Raw genomic sequence first — 21,107 nt, forward strand, 5'->3', positions numbered from 1 at the left:
TCAGCGAAATACGTACTGCATGCACTATAGAAGTACTAATCTACAAAGCGTGTTTCGTATCATAGTACGAAACCAGAAGCATGTAGACACCCCTAAGGAGTTTCGCAATCCATAATACCCTTCACAAAAGTGCGTCCCACTAATCACAAAGTTCCAACTCAATTTGAACTGCTGTATAATCTCCAAATTGCTCTTTTAGATGGTATCCAGCTTTCATTAATGCCGCACCTGTGTAACATTCATCGGTACCAGCCACACGGTACTTTCTATCAGGTTGCAACCCTTGTAATTTAATATTGATTATTGGTGGATTATGTTCTGGTTTTGTAAGAACGAAGTTTACAAGAGATCTTAATCCGTCATCGGCTACGAATTGCCATGCTACAAATCTTTCTTTTGAATAAGGATTTGTTAAACGATAATATTTACCATAATTGATGGTGTCATAATTTCTCTTATACGTTGCAACTTGTTCTTTAACGACTTCCTTCTCTTCTTCTGTCATCTTATTCATATCTAACTCATAACCAAAGGTACCAGACATTGCAACAACACCTCGTGTATTCAGTGGCGTAATTCTACCCGTCTGATGATTTGGAATGGCTGATACGTGCGCCCCCATTGATGATACTGGATAACCAAAGCTTGTTCCATATTGGATGCGAAGACGGTCGATTGGGTCTGTGTTATCAGAAGTCCAGATTTGTGGTGAATAATATAACATTCCCGCATCAAATCTTCCACCGCCACCTGAGCAACCTTCGAATAATACTTCTGGATTCTCTGTCGTAAGGCGCTCCAACAAATCATATAAACCAAGTACATATCTATGGTAAACTTCGCCTTGTCTATTCGCTGGAAGGTTAAGTGAATAGACATTAGTTAGATGACGATTCATATCCCATTTGATATATTCAATATTGGCTTCTTTAAGAATTACTGTAATACTTTCATATAGATATTCACGAACATCCTCTCTACTCATATCAAGTACGTATTGGTAACGACTACGGTTTCCTTCTCTTGTAGGGGTCTTTAAACACCAGTCTGGGTGAGCACGGTATAGATCACTATCTTCATTTACCATCTCTGGCTCGAACCAGATACCGAATTTCATTCCATAGGAATTCACTTCATCTACTAATTTTTTAAGTCCACCTTGTATTTTATCAGTATTAACGAACCAATCTCCAAGGCCTGCATAGTCATCGTTTCTTACACCAAACCAACCATCATCCATAACAAACATCTCGATTCCAAGTTCACCGGCATCTTTTGCAATGCTGGCTAATTTTTCTGATGTAAAATCAAAATATGTTCCTTCCCAGTTATTAATTAAAACAGGTCTTCTTGCCTTCTTGTATTTACCACGGCAGATATGCTCCTGAATTAATGCATGGTAGTTTCGAGACATTTCTCCTAATCCTTGCTCACTATAAACCATCATTACTTCTGGGGCTACAAAATGCTCTCCGGATTGTAATAGATATCTAAATCCTGTATCATGAATACCCATAACAAATCTTGTTTGATTGATTTGATCCACTTCTACCGTTGCTTTGAAGTTTCCGCTGTATACCAATGAAAAACCATAACATTCTCCATGTACTTCATTTGCATCTTGGTCACATAAGATTACGAAAGGATTCTGTTGGTGACTTGAACAACCACGTACACTTTCTACGCTAACTTTACCATGACGGATCGGTGTACGTTCTACTTGTCTTTCTAAGGTATGTTTTCCGTAGAATGTCATGTAATCAAAGTCGCCTCGGTTCATAAAATCAATACAACATGACATGACTTTTTCTAGATATACATCGCCCTCTCCACCATTTATAATGGTAGCACTTCTTGTAATCGTATCTAGTGCTTCGAATACGGAATAACTCAAGTCTACTGCTACTTTCGTTACTTCATCTACAAGATGAATCACAAGTGTCTCCACTTCGTCTTCTGTACCGTAGGAAGCAGGAAGACCTTCTAGCTTACGTTTTCCTTTGTATATCTCATGAGATCCATATTTAAGTTGAACATCAAAACTACCATCTGTATTAACAAGTTGTAATGCACTTTCTCTATAATCTCCCATACCGAATACACTAAATTCCTGCGGAAGAAAATCTAGTGAGTAGGTACGGTCTTTAATACTTTCCGCTGGATTACTTGAAAAACCCCTATCGTTATACTGAAGTAGATAAGACATGTCCTGATTCTCAATCTTACTTCCATAGTATAGATGTAGTAGATAATCATGTTTATCTACCTGCATCTGATACGTCGAATTCTTTGTATGCAATGTAAATACTCTTGTAGGTTCATTAAACTGTATTGGCATGGTATCTCTCCTCTTTGCTTATATGGTTATTTTATACAATTTCGAAACTTTCATTACATTTAACTGTTTCATTAGAAGTGCTTAGATGTGAAGCGTGTTTCGTGTTATAATAGGTCATCTAAGAAACTAAGAAAATTATATATTAAGTTTCTCAATTACCTATTAACTACTAATTAGATTCAAAAGCCCTCCAAAAACTTACCTTCGTCAATTTGCACAAACATTAACCTAACTCATGTAATGCAGAACATAGTTTGATGAGCAACTGTATGAAGTCGTTGGTACTTAGGCTCTGTATTTTAGAGCCTTACGTACCACTACGAACTTCATCCAAGCGAGAGCGCGTTGCGAATAAACTATGTCTTGCATTACATACTTAGCATATAGTTGTGCAAATGGACGAATCAAAATATAAATGGGCTTTTGCTCCCCAAATTAGTTAATTAACTAGATAAACTCTAGCTTCATAAGGGTGTAATGTCCCTTTTGTCCACTCTGTGTCATTATGAATCACTAATTGATTCTTATCTTCTTCATATCCTGGAATTTCAACATCAACAGACTGTTCTGTGAAGTTACATAATACATATAATGTTTGATTACCTAAAGTTCTCTTGTAGGCAAATACATTCGGATCATCTGCTAATAATAAATCATAAGAACCGTATACGACGATTTCATGATTCTTTCTGAATTTAATTAGGTTCTTGTAGAAATGCAAAATGGAATCCTCATCATTTATTTGTGCTTCTACATTGATATTCGTATAGTTAGGATTTACTTCAATCCATGGCGTTCCTTCTGAGAAACCGCCATTTACTGATGAATCCCATTGCATTGGTGTTCTTGCATTGTCACGGCTAGATTTCTTAATTCTTGCAAATGCTTCTTCTTTGTCCATTCCGATTTTATTAACAAAATCATCATATTGATTCAGGCATTCGATGTCACGGAATTGATTGATGGAAGTAAAATCAACATTTGTCATACCAATCTCTTCACCTTGGTAGATATATGGAGTTCCTTGCAACATATGAAGACAAGTTCCTAACATCTTAGCTGATTTATTGTGGTACTCACCATCATTTCCCCACCGACTTACGATGCGCGGTTGATCATGGTTATTCCAGTAGAGGCTATTCCAACCAAGTCCGTCTAGTCCTGTTTCCCATTTTGTTAGTATTTCTTTTAACTTCACTAAATCAAGTGGAAGCTTCGTCCATTTTCCATATTTTCCTTCATCAACACACATATGCTCGAATTCAAATACCATGTTGAGTTCACCTGAATCAAATCCTGCATATTTCTTTGCTTCTTCTACTGAAACAGCTGGAGCCTCCCCAACTGTGATTACATCATATTTACTAAGAACTTTCTGATTCATCTCCTTAAGATATTCATGTACATGAGGTCCATTCATGACATAAGGAGTGAAGTCTCCATATAGACGTCCTTCTTGATTTCCATCTGGTAATCCTGGCACCTTAGAAATCATGTTGATTACGTCCATACGGAATCCATCAACGCCCTTATCTAACCACCAACTCATCATATCGAATACTTCATTACGAAGAACTGGATTATCCCAATTCAGATCCGGTTGTTTCGGTGAGAAAGTATGGAGAAAATACATATCGGTTGCATCATCATACTTCCATGCAGAACCTCCAAAACTACCTCCCCAATTGTTTGGTTCCCTTCCATCTTTACCTTCTCTCCAGATATAGTAATCACGATAAGGATTATCTTTTGATTTACGACTCTCCACAAACCAAGCATGTTCATCAGAAGAATGGTTAACAACTAAGTCCATCATAATCTTCAAATCATGATTATGGGCTTCTTTTAATAGTAACTCAAAATCTTCCATTGTACCGAATTCAGTCATAATATCTCTATAATCACTGATATCATATCCATTATCATCATTAGGTGATTTATAAACTGGGCTTAACCAAATTACATCTACCCCTAACCATTGCAAGTATGGTAGTCTTTTTATAATACCTTGTAAATCTCCAATTCCATCTCTGTTGCTATCTTGATAACTTCTTGGATAAATCTGATATACTACACTTTCTTTCCACCATGACTTTTCAATTGCATTCTTCTGTCCCATAAGTGATTCCTCGCTTTCCAAATAATAAACATGCCTATTCTTAACGTCTGGAGTCTTTGTACATAGCAAAAACTCCATTTTAAACATATCGTTGTTTCTAATTAAGTAACTATCCGTTTTTTAATGAATAATTTTATTCACATCATTCCAAGTAGGAAGCGCTGAGATTGCACCACGCTTTGTTACTGTTAAACTTCCCACTGCATTACCGACTTCTACACATCTTTTAATCTCATCTAATGATAGTTCAGCATAGTTTTTATCATAACGTGCTAAAGTGTTTATAAATCCACCTGTGAAGGAATCCCCTGCTGCTGTTGTATCAACTGGTTTTTCAACTGAAAACCCTTCATGTCTTACAATTCCTTTATCTGTATATGCAACGCAACCATCTTTCCCTTGTGTAACTAAAAGGATTCCAATATTAAATTCTTCTTTCATCTTTACCGCTGCTTCCGATAAATTATTACTATCCATTAGATATGCAAGCTCTTCATCTGAAACTTTCACGATATCTGCATATGTTAATGCTTTCCGCACGCATTCTTTTAATTCATTATGGTCTTCCCACAGGTTAAAGCGAAGATTTGGATCAAACACAACTGGTACACCAATTTTTTTTGCTTCCTCTAAAATCTCAAAACTAGTTTCACGACTTGTCCCCTCTGCCATTAAAACACTGCTTAAGAAAAAATATTTTGTATCTTTTAATACAGATAAATCATAATCTTTCGTCTTCATCATTGTGTCTGCACCATTTTTACGGTAAAAGCTAAATGAACGTTCTCCTGATTCATCTAAACCAACGAATGCTAATGTGGTTTTATACTCGTTTGATAATCTAACTTGTGTACAATCTACGTTCTCATTAGCAACAATTTTTCGTAAAGCTTGGCCAAACATATCATTACCAACTTGAGAAAGGAACGCAACCTTTCCACCTAATTTAGCTACTGTACACGCCATATTAGCTGGACCTCCACCCGGATTTCTTTCAAAGCTTGGGTTTTTATTCTCAGTAATACCGTTTGGTGTAAAATCTACTAATAATTCTCCTAAAGTTACTACATCATACATTCTAAACTTCCTCCTTAAGACCAGATTAAAAGAGCACTATTTGGTTATTGAACAGTATTTGACAAAAAAGTCTATAGAGCCCTTCTATATAAAAAAACAGCCTATTTTCTCTGATCAAAAGAAAATAGACTGTTTTACTTATTCTATGTTGTTTCTCGCTTAATTAACGATACAGGTAATTGAATTCGGGAAGGAACTACACTATCTTCAGTACATTTAATCAGACAGTTTATAGCTTCCTGTGCCATCTCTTTTATTGGCTGGTGTATGGTTGTAATAGTCGGACTAACCAAAGAGGCAATACTAACATCATCAAATCCCACGATCTTTAATTGATCGGGAACCTGAATGTTCATCTTTCTAGCTACTTGAATTACTTGCGCAGCAATTAAGTCACTACTAGCAAAGATTCCATCTACCTCTGGGTTCTCCTTAAGAACACTTTCTATTAACGAATGATATTCCATATTGAGATAATCATCTGCTTTACTCTCTACCTCTTTATGTAAGATATTGTTATCCTCACATACCTTAATAAATCCCTTACTACGTGCATCCGCTGGCATCGCTTCATTCTCAATACCTGAGAAATGAACCAAATGCCTACATCCTCTAGCAATAAGGTGCTTAGCAGCTAGGATACCTCCTTGATAATTATCACATTCCACACTTGTCGTCCCTACATCAACTGGTCTTTCAATACTCACTACAGGAATATTTAAGGAAACAAACTTTCCTATATCGACCGACCTTGAGCATAAAATAATTCCAGCAACTCGATGCGATTGAAACATTTCTAAATAGTCTATTTCTTTTTCAAATTTTGCATGTGAATTACAAAGTATTATTTTATAATTCTTTTTTACAGCTTCTCTTTCCAAATACCCAATTAATCTCGCGAAATATGGGTGCTCAATGTGAGGAACAATAATCCCAATATTGTTACTTTTTTGTTTTGAAAGCGATCTCGCGATCTCATTAGGTTGGTAATTAAGTTCCTTCATTGCTAAATATACTTTATCTCTAGTTTCTTCACTAATATAACCGCGATTATTAAGTACCCGAGATACCGTTGTGACAGTAACTCCTGACTTTGCGGCTACGTCTTTTAACGTTGCCATCTAACTCCCCATTTCTATCTCATATATGTTTATGTTGTAATGTTTCTCCGACTTGTTGGAATACACTCCTATTTTACCAGTAAATGATTGTCCTGGCAATTCATAAACCGCATATATAGTAGAATCTTGGGCTGTTACTTCAATTACATTTTCATCAATAATAATAGATAATAATTCTCCTGTTGAAGCATTGAATAACGAACTAGTTTCCTCTTTGTAGTTAAGTTGTCTACCTATAAAGTCAACTTTAATTATTTCTTCTCCAATCTCAATTGTGAGTTCATCATTACATTCGCCTTCCCATGTAATTTCTATTTCCATCGGAACTTGCGATCTGGTAATAACCATTCGATCTGTCAAAGAAGTTGTCCCAATAAGTTGTCTAGCATCTTTATATTCTTTACATAGATTATGTTGTAAACGTAATTCATCATCTGTTCTTAGTAATGAAAATTCTCTTGGAATTCCCATTGCACCTGTATAAGGTTTGCCTTCAAATCTAGCACGAAGCCATGGAATTGATACGTGGCGGTTATCAAGTCCTGAAATTGTTTGTGCCGCATATGGAAGCTTGTTAGCATAAGATACTAGTTTATCTGAATGATTTGTGAAAGTATATCCATCAAAATCGCCAATATAATAATATCCATCTGCACACCAAAACACCCATCTTGTTTCTTCTTCTCCTACGACCTGTAGCTCAAATAAGTCCGGACACTCAAAAGCATCTGTTAATCGAAGTCGTTGACTAACTGTGAAATCCTTAAGATCTGTACTTCTTAGTACCGCGAACTCATCTTCTTGCAACCACAGAACCATAATATAAGCTTGGCTCTTCTCATGCCAGAACACTTTAGGATCACGATTTTCTTTTTCTATTGTAGGAATGTTTACATCTTTCATCTTTGTTATATGTTTCCCATTATCTGTACTATAAGCGATTCCTTGAACAAACTCTCTATTTTTTGACCAAGTAGTTGTTCCACCAGCTGCAGAGTAATAATATACTAGTGTATCTTTTGGTAAATCAAGCAATTTCTTATCGTTACGTAAACCACAACCAGAAAACATCATTCCATATTCATCTGGCCACAATACTGTATCTTCCTGTTTCCAGTGAAGTAAATCTGTACTTGTAGCGTGTCCCCAACTCATATTCTCCCATTCAACGTGAAAAGGATTATATTGAAAATACATATGGTACACACCATCTTGATAAACAAGACCATTCGGATCGTTAATCCATCCTGTATTCGCTGTAAAATGTATCTGTGGCCTAGTAATCTGTTTATTTTGATACGGAACGTCCTCTTGGGTTATTCCATTGTAAAAGTCTATTCCATCCGTTCCCGAAAGCACGAACGTCTTACCTTTAAAATCATCAATAGGGATAGACGCATAGAAATCTATACTAGAGTCATTTCCAATCGGAACCTTAAATTCCATAACTTTTTCATCATCAATCTCAAAAGTAATTTCTGTTTGCTCTCCATGCACTTGCACAGGAATCCATAGATAGGATTTTTCACAATTAATCTTAAATTTCATATTTATTCTCCCAGCTATTTAATCTCTCTATTATGATTTAACTGCACCTGAAACAACACCGCTAATAATATATTTTTGAAGAAATACGTAAAGGACAAGGACTGGTGCCACAGTTAATACAAGTGCGGCCATAATGGTACCCAAATCTGCGGAATACGTACCATAGAATTTGTACGTTGACAATGGCAATGTTAACAGTTTTTCTTTTGTTAATACAAGCGATGGCAATAAGAAGTCATTCCAGAACGCTAATACATTAAGAATAACCAATGTTGCAGTTGTAGGTTTTAATAATGGGAATATTATCTTGAAGAACGTTTTTGTTCTTGTACAACCATCAATGTATGCTGCTTCTTCTAATGCAATCGGTATATTACTCTTGATAAATCCATGGAATATGAATACTGACATACTGATGGAGAATCCAACATGCATGAATATTAATGTAACACGGCTATTTAACATACCTAATTTTGCACCATAGATAGAAACTAATGGAATCATGATTGCTTGGAACGGAATAATCATAGAAGCCACCATTAATGCAAAAAATACTTTAGCTATTTTATTGTTAATTCTAACGAAATAATATGCTGTCATTGCTGCTAGGGTAATTACAATAACTGTAGATGATATAGTAACGAACATCGAGTTAGTGAACGCTTTTGTAAAGTCCATCTTTTCGTATGCTTTTATAAAGTTATCAAAGTTCAACCCAACATCACTTATTAGTTTTAAAGGTGTTTTAATAATTTCTTTTTTCGTTTTGAATGAGTTAATTAGTATAAAGATAAATGGAAACATGTATAGTAGAAATACCAAAGTAAGTCCTACATACGTACCAATATTCTTTATCTTTGCTTTGGTTCCGCCAATGTTATTTGCTGCCATTATGCCTCCACCTCTTTTCTCTTACCCAAATAAATCTGAATACCACTAATAATTGCAACCATCAGGAATAATATTAACGCTTCTGCCTGACCTACCCCGTACTGTCTAGATGTAAACGCTTTATTGTATACATGCATAGCAGCCATTACTGTCGTACCGTATGGTTCTCCTCCCGTCAATGATAAGTTCAAATCGTAAACCATGAAACTTCTTGATAACGTAAGGAAAATACAAATTACAAATGATGGCATCATTAAAGGTACTGTAATTCTCTTTAATTTTTGGAAACCTGTAGCTCCATCGATACTTGCTGCTTCAAGTACATCTGCTGAAATTCCAGTAAAACCTGCAATATAGATTAACATCATGTAACCAGAAGTTTGCCATACTGTAACAATAACCAATGCCCAAAATGCCTTTGTTGGATCTGCAAGGAAAGATTTTGATAGAAAGCCAATGCCTGTAGTACTACCAATATTAACAAGTACTCTTGAGAACACAAATTGCCATATAAAACCTAATACAACACCACCGATTAAGTTTGGAGTGAAGAATCCTGTACGAAAAAATCCAACTCCCTTAAGCTTACTCGTTAGCACATATGCTAGGAAGAATGCTACAACATTAACTAAAACAACACTGCACACTACATATTTTAATGTAAGAAGTAATGATTTCCAGAATTCTGCATCTTTAAATACATTAACATAGTTATTAAATCCTATAAGATTTGTCGCACTTGAGATTCCATTCCAATCTGTGAATGTCAAATATAGTCCATATAGAAACGGAATAATTACCACTGCCACAAAAACAAATAATCCAGGCAATGCAAATATCCCAAATACCTTGAGCCCTTCTTTCTTATCTTTAATTCTCATTGCTTTCTTCCTTCTTTCTTCTTTCTTCTTAATTATCAGATCCACTTTAAAAGAAACTTAATCCTAAAACAGAAAATGGGAGTGCTCAAAATCATTAAGCCCCCTCCCCATCTTCTTCCTAATTTATTAGTTAAATCCTACTTTGTTAGTTTTGAGAAGTCCAGTAGTCTTCGATTGATTTTGCTAACTCGTCTTTAGTACTTCCTCCAGCAAGGTACTTTTGCATTGCTGCTCCAAGAACTGACCAGTGATCACCAGGAACGATTGCTGCTGCAGTGTATACTTTATCTTCATTCATTGCTGCTTTGATTGCTTTTCCAAGTGGATCAGCTGGTTCATAAGCGTTGTTTGAAGCCACAGGGATAAGACTACAATCTTCTACTAAAGCTTTTTGACCTTCATCATCGTATACTAAGTAGTTTAAGAAATCTTTTGCTGCTTGAATTTGTTCATCCGTAGCTTTTTCTTTATCAATCATAACTTGTTTTGAAGCGCAAGCTTGAATTTTATTGTTTGCAAAATCGGATGTGTCATTACCGAATACATAAGGAATAAATCCATATTCATTATCTTCTCCGCCAGCTTCTACAATGTTTGGCCACGCCCAAGAACCATTAAACCAGAATGCTGCTTCTCCTTCAGCTAAGAATATTGGATCTTGTTCATAAGTTGCTGCTAAAGGTTCTGGATTGTTGATATTGTATTCTTTTAATAAATCAAAGGTTTGAACAAATTGATCAAAGCGATCGTAATCTGCAAGTTTTAACTCTCCAGATTTTAATTGATCAATTACCTCTTCCCAACCTAAGTTACCATCTTTTACTTCGTATACATATTGTAATTGGTGAGCACCTAAAGACCAGTCTTCTTTCGAAACTACGATTGGATATTCCATACCAGCTGCTCTTAACTCTTCAAAGGTAGTTTTTAGAGAATCGTAAGAATTAATTGATGATGGGTCGAATTCTCTACCTAGTGTTTCTTCAATTGCTGTCTTATTGTAGATAATACCTCTACCTTCAATACACAATGGGAAACTATATATTTTACCATTTACATCCGCTGTAAGACCGTTCATTTCTTTAACCCAGTCTTCGTTTGACAAGTCAACTGCTTTTTCTTCTGCCAATTGTTTAACATCAGTAGTATCAAGAATTGCTAATGTCGGTGGATTTCCCGCACTGTACATACTTGATATCCTTTGGAATGGTGATTCACCAGAACCGCAAGCCATAACTTCGATACTAACACCAGTTTTGGCTTCATATCTTTCTGCCATTGCTTCAAGACCTTCTTGAATTTCACCTTTAGAATTTAGTAATGTGATTGCTACTTCACTTTTAGCTGTGGTACCTTCTCCTGAATCTTTTTTTCCACAAGCAACTAGTGATGTCATTACCATTGAACCAATTAGTAATGCTGAGATAACTTTTTTCATCTTTCTCATAAATTTACCCTCCAAATGAATTCCTTATTCAATCAACATGCTAACGACTAATAGACTCTTTATGTATTTATCTCTATCTGCCATGTCGGATGTTAGTCTTTGTGCAAGTTGACTGTTTTATGCTTTTGTTCTTTGCTATGTATGTATAATATCATATGTTGTATGTTATGTCAATCGGTTGATATACATTTTTTATAATTTTTAAATTGATATAAGCTTTATATTATTTATATTTTATAAATTCCCTTTACAAAAGCTCTGATTCCATGCGCTTTTATTCATTTTTTATATATATTCTCTGCTTGCTTTTATATGATATATACAGTTCTAATTAGTCTGTTTATTATTTTTATGACAACCGATTATCACATTATATTGTATAATATTAATAAAATCCAACTAAAAAAGAGCACTATCCCGTTAAAACTAGCTATTTAATTAGCTATTTTCAACGAGGTAGTACTCTAATAATACTTATATATTAATTTTCAACTTTATTATATTAAAATCTTATCGGTTGTTCATTAGTCTTATAGCCTTCCCTTTTCCTTCATATCCATTCATCTTTAGCTAAAAGTTATATTTCTCCAATACTCATAATCCCTCATAAAACAATCCACTCCTGCCATAAATACAGCAAATAACGTCAATAGAATTAGTAATAAAATTGCTGCCTTATCATATACAAATCTTGTATCTTCTCTGCGAGATCCTATAATTACTTCAATACCTAATGAAATAAAAGATAGCGGCCATAACCGAAAAATAAAATCATAGCTGATTGCAGGCGCAACTATATGCACAAGAAATAACACACCATATACAATAAGCGTTAGACCGAACGTATAACTACCGATTCTATGCTTTCTTAGCTCCTTTATTTCTCCCATCTCATTCATCCTATTTTCCTTCTTTCTTATCCTCAATTGCATTCACATGAACGGTTGAACTATATGGATCATTTTCAACATTACTATTCATATCTTGATTCATAGTGTTGTAATTCATATTATTATTCATATTATCACTCATAGAATTGTTGTCGGCCTTAGAATCACTATAACTGGCTTGCTCATCCAGTTCCACTTTCTTTCCACGAATCATTGCCACCCCTAGATAAACAATAGCAACACCAACAACAAGTTGTGGAAAACGATACATCATATGGTTTAATGCATTATATATCTCATAAGGAATGATTCCATAAAGCATGGACATACATGTTTTCCATGTCAATACAACACCTATAAATATCAGTACTACTGCAAAGGTTTTTCGATACGTACGGATCAAGTCGCTACCTTGTTTTGCATCTGCAACTGTAAAGAGATACGTATCTTCAACTTCGTAGAATTCTTGTTCAGGCATACTAGCTAAGTTATGTGCATGGAAAAAACTATAAAACCATGATATGGCCGTAAAAACCATCACCGGGCCTAACTCCAATATAACGCTTAACGCAAATAGACCAAAAAACACCGTCATTAAACTTAGTCCCATCTTCATAAATCCCATATACATCTCTGCCGCTCCTGGAATAAATGAGAACCAAAAGGTCCAAAACTTACTTTTTTTACGAATCATTATTTATCCTCCTTACCGAATAATTTATTTGTTTTCTCTAATATTTTGCTACATATTTCGTTCGTAGTTTCATATATGCTTTTATTTCCCTTATAATATTCAGAATTTTCCTTATCCCAAGTTTCTTCATATCTTTCCTTATCATCTATTTGATTTTGATAGTCCAACCACTCTTCATACCTAGTTTCTTCATCCGGGAAACTACCATAATCTTTAACCGGAATTAACACCAAGAGAACAATCGCTGCCGCTGCCGCTGCTCCAACCTTCATTGCATACGTAATTAGCTGTACTTTGCTGGAGCGATGGGAACTACTGGCATTGATACGCTCTTCACTCATAATTTTATCTAGGATAGATTCCTTTAGATACTGTGGCGCATGAACCATCTCTTCTTGCTCAATGCTGTCAATCAGACTCTGTAACTCTTTTTCCGATAGATAATCTTGTTTATCTTTTTGCATTCTAACAATATTGTTTTTCATCCTATAATCGCTCCTTTCCATACAATTTCCTTAACATCGCCCTTGCACGATAGATTTGTGTCTGGATCGTCTTAAGATTCTTCTGTTTCATTGTAGCAATCTCTTCTGGTTTTCTCTCTTGACAAAAATACAAAATTGCAATTTCGTCATATGGCGGTTTTAATTGTTGGCATTTATTCCTTAATTCCTTGATTACTTCCTTCTCCATAATCAACTCTTCTGGTAAACTGCTATTAGATTCTATATGTTCAAGCTCCACATCATCTTCTGGGGTGACTCTTCTTGCTGCCTGCCTTTGATAATCAATACATTTATTCGTTGCGATTCTACATAGCCATGCTTTCACATTCTCTCCGTCGAAAGAATTTGCGTTTCGGTAAGCGGATAAAAACGTTTCTTGTGTTAAGTCTTCCGCAATAAAATAATCCCTTGTCATCTTACAGCAGATCGAGAAGACCAAGTTCTGATACGTCTCAATCCAATCTGCAATATACTCCTGCGCACGAATTTTATCCACCCCCCTTGTTTGTTTTATGAACCGGTTTTCAGGGCGACGGCGCCGTCGACCTATCCTCGCGAGAAAACAAGTAACTTCTTAGTAACGCTCTAGTTATCTTACTGTTACCTTTTTTGTTACTCTCCATTAGTTATAACGAATGAGTTTGCAATATGTCTTCAATTTTTTCAAATTTATTTTATAATTTATTTGTATTATTTCTTATAACAAAAGCATGGTCAATGACTTTTTCATAAACCATGCTTCTCCCACTAATCACCCAATTATGAATAATGTAATAACTGGGTAATGTCTCATTAATAACTGTTTTATTATCTCAATATTAACTGTTTCACTTTTCCTAAATCCATACTCTTAAGAATAAAGTCTGCCTTCATTTCACCAATACTATTCCCATCTTCACTAGGTGAAAGATTAGAATTAATATAACAGGTATGTAATCCTACGTTAGCACCACCCATACTATCTGCTCTATAGTCATTACCAATCATAATCGCAGTTGATGGATCGATATGATACGTATCTAATAAACGTTGGTAAAATCTACGATCAGGTTTCATATATCCCGCCTCTGATGATAATAAAATTCCGTCGAAGTATGGCAAGATTCCTAATAATTGTAGTTCTCCTCTTGTAAATACCGCCTGTGCATTGCTTAAGAGATATACTTTCTTATTCTTTTCCTTTAAACTTTGTAGCAATTCTACGGCTCCTTTGTACAATTTTACATATCGCGTAGATAATGCTCGGAAAACCTCTGCTAATTGGACGCATACATCGATGGTTACTTCTACCCCTTTGTTCCGAAATAGTTCTTGATATACATACTCAATTTGAATCTCAAGCTTTGTTGTTTTCGAAATGCTATCTAACATCTGTGTATTCGTTAACGATCTATCCTTCTTTGTTGCTTCATCAAATGCATTCTCTATAGACTGCTCAAAAGCATCTCTAAGCTCTGAAGGTGTATAACTAGCACCCTTGTATTCATAAAGTAAACTCATCTTTCCCCATAATTCTAACGATTCCTCATCAGTACGAATATCTACAAGTGTTCCGTATAAATCAAAGATATATGTATTGAACATTATTAATTTCTCCTTTCTTCCTCTAAAAAACCTAGGCTGCCATGAAACGCTCACATCGATTAGTGGCTTCCTGGTGTGGCTCCGCCGAAGACTGTCAGTCCCCAGCCCAAGATATCATTCCAGATTCCTATCTATAATTCTACATAGATTGGCTCATGATGAACATCTGGTAAAAAGACCTGTAAGATATCCTTACATCTCAACTTAATACTAGACGTATTGATACATGGATGACATGCAAAAAACTCAGGTTCTACAACCTCTTTATCAATTAATAATTGTACTTGATTCTCTATATCATTCATTAAACCCATAACGCTTACAGATCCCGGCGTTATATCTAAAAATTTTCCATAAATTCTTGGTTAGCAAAGGATAATCTGGAACTACCTATCTGCTTTGATAAATCCTTTGTTTTGAACACCTTGCTTCCTGGTAACATTAGTAGATAAAATTTTGTTTTTTGTGAATTACACAGGAATAAATTCTTACAAATACTTGTCTCCTCACCTAAAACCTCATCAATTTCTTTACATGCCTCAATCGTATTTGCTTCTTCATGATCGACTCTTTCATATTCAATATGCAACCTATCAAGTAAGTCATATACTCTAATTTCTTTAGATAATCTACCTTCTTCGTTAGAAGGTCTACCTTTTTCTAGTACGTACATGTTGTCTACCTCTTTTCTTCAAAACCCTTCTTCTTATTGTTCCATAGTAGGAATGTAGAACTATATTATAATCAAATCTCTTGTTATTATACTCTATTTCCCCATATAATTCCACATAGAAGCGTTACTACTTCTATATTATGATTGCAAACGTTTCATAAAGATCAGCTAAACGAAAACGGGCAACGCTATCGTCCATACAATGGAAATATCGTTGCCCTGTAATACCTTTTAATTGTAGTTACTCAGAATTTTCTCCTGTTTGACTATACTATTTTTTCTTCTTAACAGCCGCAAACAGACTTTGCATTACAATAAAGAAACATAATAAAGCTGCAATTGCAATCTTTGTCCACCACGAAGACAATGTGCCTTGGAACGTAATAATGGATTCAATCGTTCCTTTAATTAAAACACCAAACAGACTACCAATGACATTACCCACACCTCCTGTTAGAAGAGTTCCACCTATAACAGAAGATGCAATCGCCTCCATCTCAAAACCACGGGCTTGTTCTACGAAACCACCACTGGAGTTAAGACAGAATACAAAACCCGCAAGAGCCGCTAAAAAGCCATTCATAACGTAAACCCGTAACTTGATTCTCCTAACATTAAGTCCCATAAGCAAAGCAGATTGTTCATTACCACCCACCGCATAGATAGAACGTCCGAACTTAGTGTATTTAAGAAATAAAAATATCAAAATAAAAACTATAATCGCTATGATTACACTCACATAGATGTACGGGTGAATTGCCATACCTTTTTTATTATAGGTGGTAATAAAGTTAAAGTTAATCTTCTCTCCTGCCATCCTTAGAAATGTTTCATTCGTTATAGTAATCATATCTTTACTAATAATTGCGGTCATACCCCTGGCAAAAAACATACCCGCCAAAGTAACGATGAACGGTTGAATCTTAAGATATGCAATCAAAAATCCTTGTACAAGCCCAAATACCGTACCCACGATTAATACAATCACAATGCTAGCACCAGCACTAATTCCCTTTTTCTCCATCATCCATGCAAGTAACATACAGGTCATACCAATTACCGAGCCTATGGATATATCTATTCCACCTGTAATTAACACCATTGTCATACCAGCAGCTGCAATCAACAAGCCTGCATTGCTGATGAATAGATTTAAGAATACCTGTGGCTTACCAAACCCTTTCTCATGAAATGCAAACATTCCAGCTAGGTATAATGCAAAAAACAGAAGGATTGTTATCATCAATAAGAAGTTATTACCGTCCAATTTTTCCTTTGTCTTTTTCGCTATATTCATTATGCCACCTTCTCTCCTATCTTCTCGACTCTCTTTTGTTTTTGATGATTAACAAACTTCTTAAATTCAGGTGATTGCAATGTAACAATCAATATTACTACCACCGCCTTATACACTGGCAACTGATCAGCTGATACTCCCATTGCGTATAGAGATGTTGAAAGTGCTTGAATTGTAATAGCACCAATTACACTTCCTGCTAAAGAGAATTTACCTCCTCCTAAACTATTTCCACCAAGTGCAACCGCTAAAATTGCATCTAGTTCAAGATTTAGGCCTACGTTATTAGCATCAATAGAATAGATTCTAGAAGTGGCAATTACTCCTGCGATTCCTGCACACAAACCACAGAACATATACGTCAGGAATATAATGAGCGTAGAATTTAAGCCTAATAGACGACTTGCCTTTGAGTTGATACCAACACTTTGTATGTACATATTCAAAGCTGTTTTCTTAAGTAACAGATAGGTTAGTATAACAACACCAATCGCTACGAATATAGGAGTAGGTACAGGCACATGAGGTAGTGTTGAACCAAGGTATTTGAAATTATCTACTTTAATGTATAAGATATTTCCTCCTGTAATCAACTGTGCAATACCACGGCCCGCTGTGAATAGTATTAATGTTGCTACCATCGGCTGAATCTTTAATTTTGCTACAAGGAAACCATTCCATGCCCCACACAAAACAGCAACTAATAGTGCTCCGAGAATTCCTACAAAATATGGTGCATTATAAGCTTCTCCACTTCCTAAGATAGAACAACATACTGCCCCTGCAACCGCCATGGTAGCTCCCACTGATATATCGGTTCCTGCTGAAGAGGCCACACATAAGGTCATACCAACTGCTAATATAATTAACTCGCTGGAACGATTAATAATATCAATAATATACCCATACAAGACTCCATTGGAATTGATTGACACTTTGAAGAATGTAGGTGTTTTAATAAGATTGAACAGCAGCACAAGGATTAAGCAAACAATAGGCCAGAATAAGCGATATTTTGTAATATGTTTTATTTTTTTTCTATTCAACTTCCCCACCTCCTGCAATCGCATTCATGATATTGTCTTGTGATAGCTCCTCCTCTACAAGTTCTCCCACCTTACGTCCATCACGAAGAATCGCCATTCGATTGACAGTACGAAGCATTTCTTCAATCTCCGATGAGATGAACATAACGGACATTCCCTCACTTGCTAGCTTAACAACTAACTTCTGGATTTCTGTCTTAGTACCCACATCAATCCCTCTTGTCGGTTCATCAAGTATTAGAAATTCTGGATTTGTCATTAACCAACGACCAAGTATAACTTTTTGTTGATTACCGCCGCTTAACTGCTTGATTGGTGTCTCTCTACTTGCAGTCTTAACTTGCAAGATATCGATGTATCGATCCGTTAATTCCTCTTGTTCCTTTTTGTTGATTAAGTGGAACATACCACGTTTTGCTTGTAGCGCTAGAATCATATTTTCCCTGACAGACAAGTCTGCTATAATCCCTTCCTCTTTACGATTCTCCGGACAAAATGCCATTCCTACCTTCATTGCATCAATTGGAGCTTTCAATACTAATTTCTTCCCCTTCATATACACAGAACCCGCATCGGCTTTATCTGCCCCATAGATCACCTTGGCAAGTTCAGAACGCCCAGAACCAAGAAGCCCAGATAAACCAATCACTTCCCCTTTATGAACTGCTAGGTCGAAAGGTTTTATCGTTCCCGTATGCCCAAGTCCTCTAGCATCAATTACTTTTTCTGTCTCCACATTCTCTGCCTGATTTGAACAAGATTTTTTTATTGATGCTAGGTCATCGAACTCTTTTCCCATCATCTTAGCTACTAATTGTACTCTTGGTAAATTATCCACCTCATACTCTCCAACTAATCTCCCATTCCTCAACACAGTAATACGATCGCATACTTCATATACTTGCTCAAGAAAATGTGTTACGAATACAATTCCTGTTCCCCGCTCCTTTAACTTCTTCATTACCCCGAACAATTTCCTAATCTCTGATTCATCTAAACTAGATGTTGGTTCATCTAAGATTAATACCTTTGCCGAGATATCAACTGCTCTTGCAATAGCAACCATTTGCTGAATTGCAACTGAATAATTCTCAAGTGCTCTTGTAACATCTATCTCTATATTAAGGCTATCTAATAACTCTTTTGCCTTTACATTCATCGCCTTCCAGTTAATCCTCCCAAACTTCATAGGCTCTCTTCCGATAAATATATTCTCTGCAACAGATAAGTTTGGGCAAAGATTTACTTCTTGATACACTGTACTGATTCCATGTTTCTGTGCCTCTTGTGGCGAACGACTAATAACTAGATCTGCTTTTCCATCAGTACGGACTTCCCCTGTTTCAAATTCTTCTACACCAGTAAGCACCTTAATTAAAGTTGATTTCCCTGCCCCATTCTCTCCCATTAGTGCATGTATCTCTCCAGAACGTAACGTAAAATCCACATCCGATAGAGCTACTACTCCGGGGAAATTCTTATATATATGCCGCATAGATAACACAATGTTTTTTTCCTTCTCCATGTGGACCATCCTTTCATATTTATCAAACTCAAGTTATGCTATTCAAATCTTTTTAATAACGGTCTATAATACAAAACACGCTACTCCCCTAAGTATTCTATGCGTGTACACCGCATTATTAAATGATACGGAACATATCCAGAGTTTCATACTTAATAAAAAGTCAGGTATGAGGCACGACCACTTGGTGGCTTTCCATGGCTCACACCTGACTATATATTGTTATTAAATATGTCTTAATTAATATTGACGGTTTGGTAATTCTTTCTCTGCTGTTTCAGCAGGATATACTCCTTCGTCTACATACTGAATCTTCTCAACGGACTCACCAGCCATTAACTTCTTAGCAAGCTCTGAAACTCTTGGTCCATGAAGTGGATTACACTCAACAGAAACATTCATATCCCCTGCAATCATGGATTCGAATGCTGCCTTTACAGCATCAAAGGATACAATTGTAACATCTTTCCCCGGTGTTTTACCTGCTGCCTTTAATGCATCAATTGCACCAAAAGCCATGTTGTCGTTTTGTGCTATAACTACATCAATGTTGTCATATTTCTTTAGGAATGCTTCCATTACTTCTTGACCTTTTGCTTGTGTAAATTCACCTGTTTGCTCTTCAAGTATCTTATAGTTTGCATGAGCTGCAATTGTTTCATCAAAACCTTGTGTACGTCCGATTTCTGCTGATGAACCAATGGTTCCTTGTAGAACAACTATATTATGTTCCGCATCACCAGTTCCTTGTTTATCCATGTATTCAACTAACCAGTTTGCTGCATCAACACCTTCTTGTTTGAAGTCTGAACCAACCCAACAGGAATATAAGGTATCATCAGAAACATCAATCATTCTATCCACGATAATTACTGGGATTCCTGCATCTTTTGCTTCTCCAAGAACCGTCTCCCAACCTGTTTCTGTAACAGGAGCGATTACGATAATATCAACCTCTTGTGAAATAAAATCCCTAACTGCTTTTGTTTGATTTTCTTGTTTTTGCTGTGCGTCTGCAAATATTAACTTGAAACCATTTTCTTCGGATAATGCGGATTTCATTGATTCCGTATTGGCAACACGCCAATCGCTTTCAGCGCCAACTTGCGAGAATCCAATTGTAATAAGATCTCCACTTTGACTTGCATCCGAAGAAGCATCTCCAGAAGTGTCTTTTGAATCTGTGGAATTCTTGCTTCCACAACCTACTACCATTGCCCCGATTAATAGTACACTCATTAGTAACGCAAACACTTTTCTTTTCATAATCTATCTCCTCCTATTTTTGCTTCATACCCTGTTATTTTTTTCATATCAATGGCATAGATCTTTATAACATTGGTATATATATTTATAACAATGGTATAACTTTGATAACAAGGTATATAACTTCCCAGTTCCCCAACACGAAACTACTAGGTAGTTGCCTTATGTAAATCACCTCAACCGTTACTTCACTTGTTATGTGCT

The 21,107-nt window shown here is 35.9% G+C and carries 17 protein-coding genes and 1 pseudogene; all 18 read right to left on the reverse strand.

Annotated elements, in window-relative coordinates:
* Positions 1-139: 139 nt before the first annotated feature.
* The 18 genes and pseudogenes from BUB90_RS04490 to BUB90_RS04575 all read right to left on the reverse strand — a co-directional run bounded on the left by BUB90_RS04490 (position 140) and on the right by BUB90_RS04575 (position 20,903).
* Positions 140-2,338, reverse strand: coding sequence for an alpha-galactosidase (locus tag BUB90_RS04490; protein ID WP_073283487.1), 2,199 nt, complete (start codon positions 2,336-2,338; stop codon positions 140-142).
* A 439-nt stretch (positions 2,339-2,777) separates the two neighbouring features.
* Entirely contained in the window at positions 2,778-4,457 is a 1,680-nt protein-coding gene (locus tag BUB90_RS04495) for a glycoside hydrolase family 13 protein (RefSeq protein WP_330393742.1), read from the reverse strand.
* 120 nt (positions 4,458-4,577) lie between these two features.
* The gene (locus BUB90_RS04500; RefSeq protein ID WP_073283491.1) at positions 4,578-5,534 is read right to left on the reverse strand and encodes a carbohydrate kinase family protein; all 957 of its coding nucleotides are present in this window, start codon (positions 5,532-5,534) and stop codon (positions 4,578-4,580) included.
* A gap of 143 nt (positions 5,535-5,677) precedes the next feature.
* On the reverse strand, positions 5,678-6,655 hold the full coding sequence (locus tag BUB90_RS04505) for a LacI family DNA-binding transcriptional regulator (protein WP_073283494.1): 978 nt from the start codon (positions 6,653-6,655) through the stop codon (positions 5,678-5,680).
* Positions 6,656-8,203, reverse strand: coding sequence for a glycoside hydrolase family 32 protein (locus BUB90_RS04510; protein WP_073283498.1), 1,548 nt, complete (start codon positions 8,201-8,203; stop codon positions 6,656-6,658).
* Between the two features lie 30 nt (positions 8,204-8,233).
* Positions 8,234-9,094: a carbohydrate ABC transporter permease gene (locus BUB90_RS04515; RefSeq protein ID WP_073283501.1), complete on the reverse strand. Its 861-nt coding sequence runs from the start codon at positions 9,092-9,094 to the stop codon at positions 8,234-8,236.
* Positions 9,094-9,969 (reverse strand): carbohydrate ABC transporter permease, encoded by an 876-nt coding sequence (locus BUB90_RS04520; protein ID WP_073283852.1) that lies wholly within the window; start codon positions 9,967-9,969, stop codon positions 9,094-9,096. Before BUB90_RS04520 ends, BUB90_RS04515 begins: the two co-directional genes overlap by 1 nt.
* A 151-nt stretch (positions 9,970-10,120) precedes the next feature.
* A complete protein-coding gene (locus tag BUB90_RS04525) occupies positions 10,121-11,422 on the reverse strand; it encodes a sugar ABC transporter substrate-binding protein (protein WP_073283505.1) in 1,302 nt (433 codons plus the stop codon).
* Between the two features lie 566 nt (positions 11,423-11,988).
* Positions 11,989-12,312 carry a LiaI-LiaF-like domain-containing protein gene (locus BUB90_RS04530; RefSeq protein WP_139241699.1) on the reverse strand — a complete coding sequence of 108 codons (324 nt, stop codon included), beginning with the start codon at positions 12,310-12,312 and terminating at the stop codon, positions 11,989-11,991.
* A 10-nt stretch (positions 12,313-12,322) separates the two neighbouring features.
* Positions 12,323-13,006: a hypothetical protein gene (locus tag BUB90_RS04535; RefSeq protein WP_073283511.1), complete on the reverse strand. Its 684-nt coding sequence runs from the start codon at positions 13,004-13,006 to the stop codon at positions 12,323-12,325.
* The gene (locus tag BUB90_RS04540; protein WP_073283514.1) at positions 13,006-13,491 is read right to left on the reverse strand and encodes a hypothetical protein; all 486 of its coding nucleotides are present in this window, start codon (positions 13,489-13,491) and stop codon (positions 13,006-13,008) included. The genes BUB90_RS04535 and BUB90_RS04540 overlap by 1 nt, the downstream gene beginning before the upstream one ends.
* 1 nt (position 13,492) lies before the next feature.
* Positions 13,493-14,008: an RNA polymerase sigma factor gene (locus BUB90_RS04545; RefSeq protein WP_139241700.1), complete on the reverse strand. Its 516-nt coding sequence runs from the start codon at positions 14,006-14,008 to the stop codon at positions 13,493-13,495.
* Positions 14,009-14,319: 311 nt separating this feature from the next.
* Positions 14,320-15,096 (reverse strand): HAD family hydrolase, encoded by a 777-nt coding sequence (locus BUB90_RS04550; RefSeq protein WP_073283521.1) that lies wholly within the window; start codon positions 15,094-15,096, stop codon positions 14,320-14,322.
* Positions 15,097-15,227: 131 nt separating this feature from the next.
* A pseudogene (locus BUB90_RS24270) lies at positions 15,228-15,769 on the reverse strand (prolyl-tRNA synthetase associated domain-containing protein).
* Positions 15,770-16,040: 271 nt separating this feature from the next.
* On the reverse strand, positions 16,041-17,066 hold the full coding sequence (locus BUB90_RS04560) for an ABC transporter permease subunit (protein ID WP_073283525.1): 1,026 nt from the start codon (positions 17,064-17,066) through the stop codon (positions 16,041-16,043).
* Positions 17,066-18,136 (reverse strand): ABC transporter permease, encoded by a 1,071-nt coding sequence (locus BUB90_RS04565; RefSeq protein WP_073283528.1) that lies wholly within the window; start codon positions 18,134-18,136, stop codon positions 17,066-17,068. Before BUB90_RS04565 ends, BUB90_RS04560 begins: the two co-directional genes overlap by 1 nt.
* Entirely contained in the window at positions 18,105-19,637 is a 1,533-nt protein-coding gene (locus tag BUB90_RS04570; RefSeq protein ID WP_073283531.1) for a sugar ABC transporter ATP-binding protein, read from the reverse strand. The genes BUB90_RS04565 and BUB90_RS04570 overlap by 32 nt, the downstream gene beginning before the upstream one ends.
* A 240-nt stretch (positions 19,638-19,877) precedes the next feature.
* A complete protein-coding gene (locus tag BUB90_RS04575) occupies positions 19,878-20,903 on the reverse strand; it encodes an ABC transporter substrate-binding protein (RefSeq protein WP_073283534.1) in 1,026 nt (341 codons plus the stop codon).
* Between the last annotated feature and the right edge of the window lie 204 nt (positions 20,904-21,107).

The sequence above is a fragment of the Anaerosporobacter mobilis DSM 15930 genome, from assembly GCF_900142955.1.
Taxonomy (GTDB): Bacteria; Bacillota; Clostridia; order Lachnospirales; family Lachnospiraceae; genus Anaerosporobacter; species Anaerosporobacter mobilis.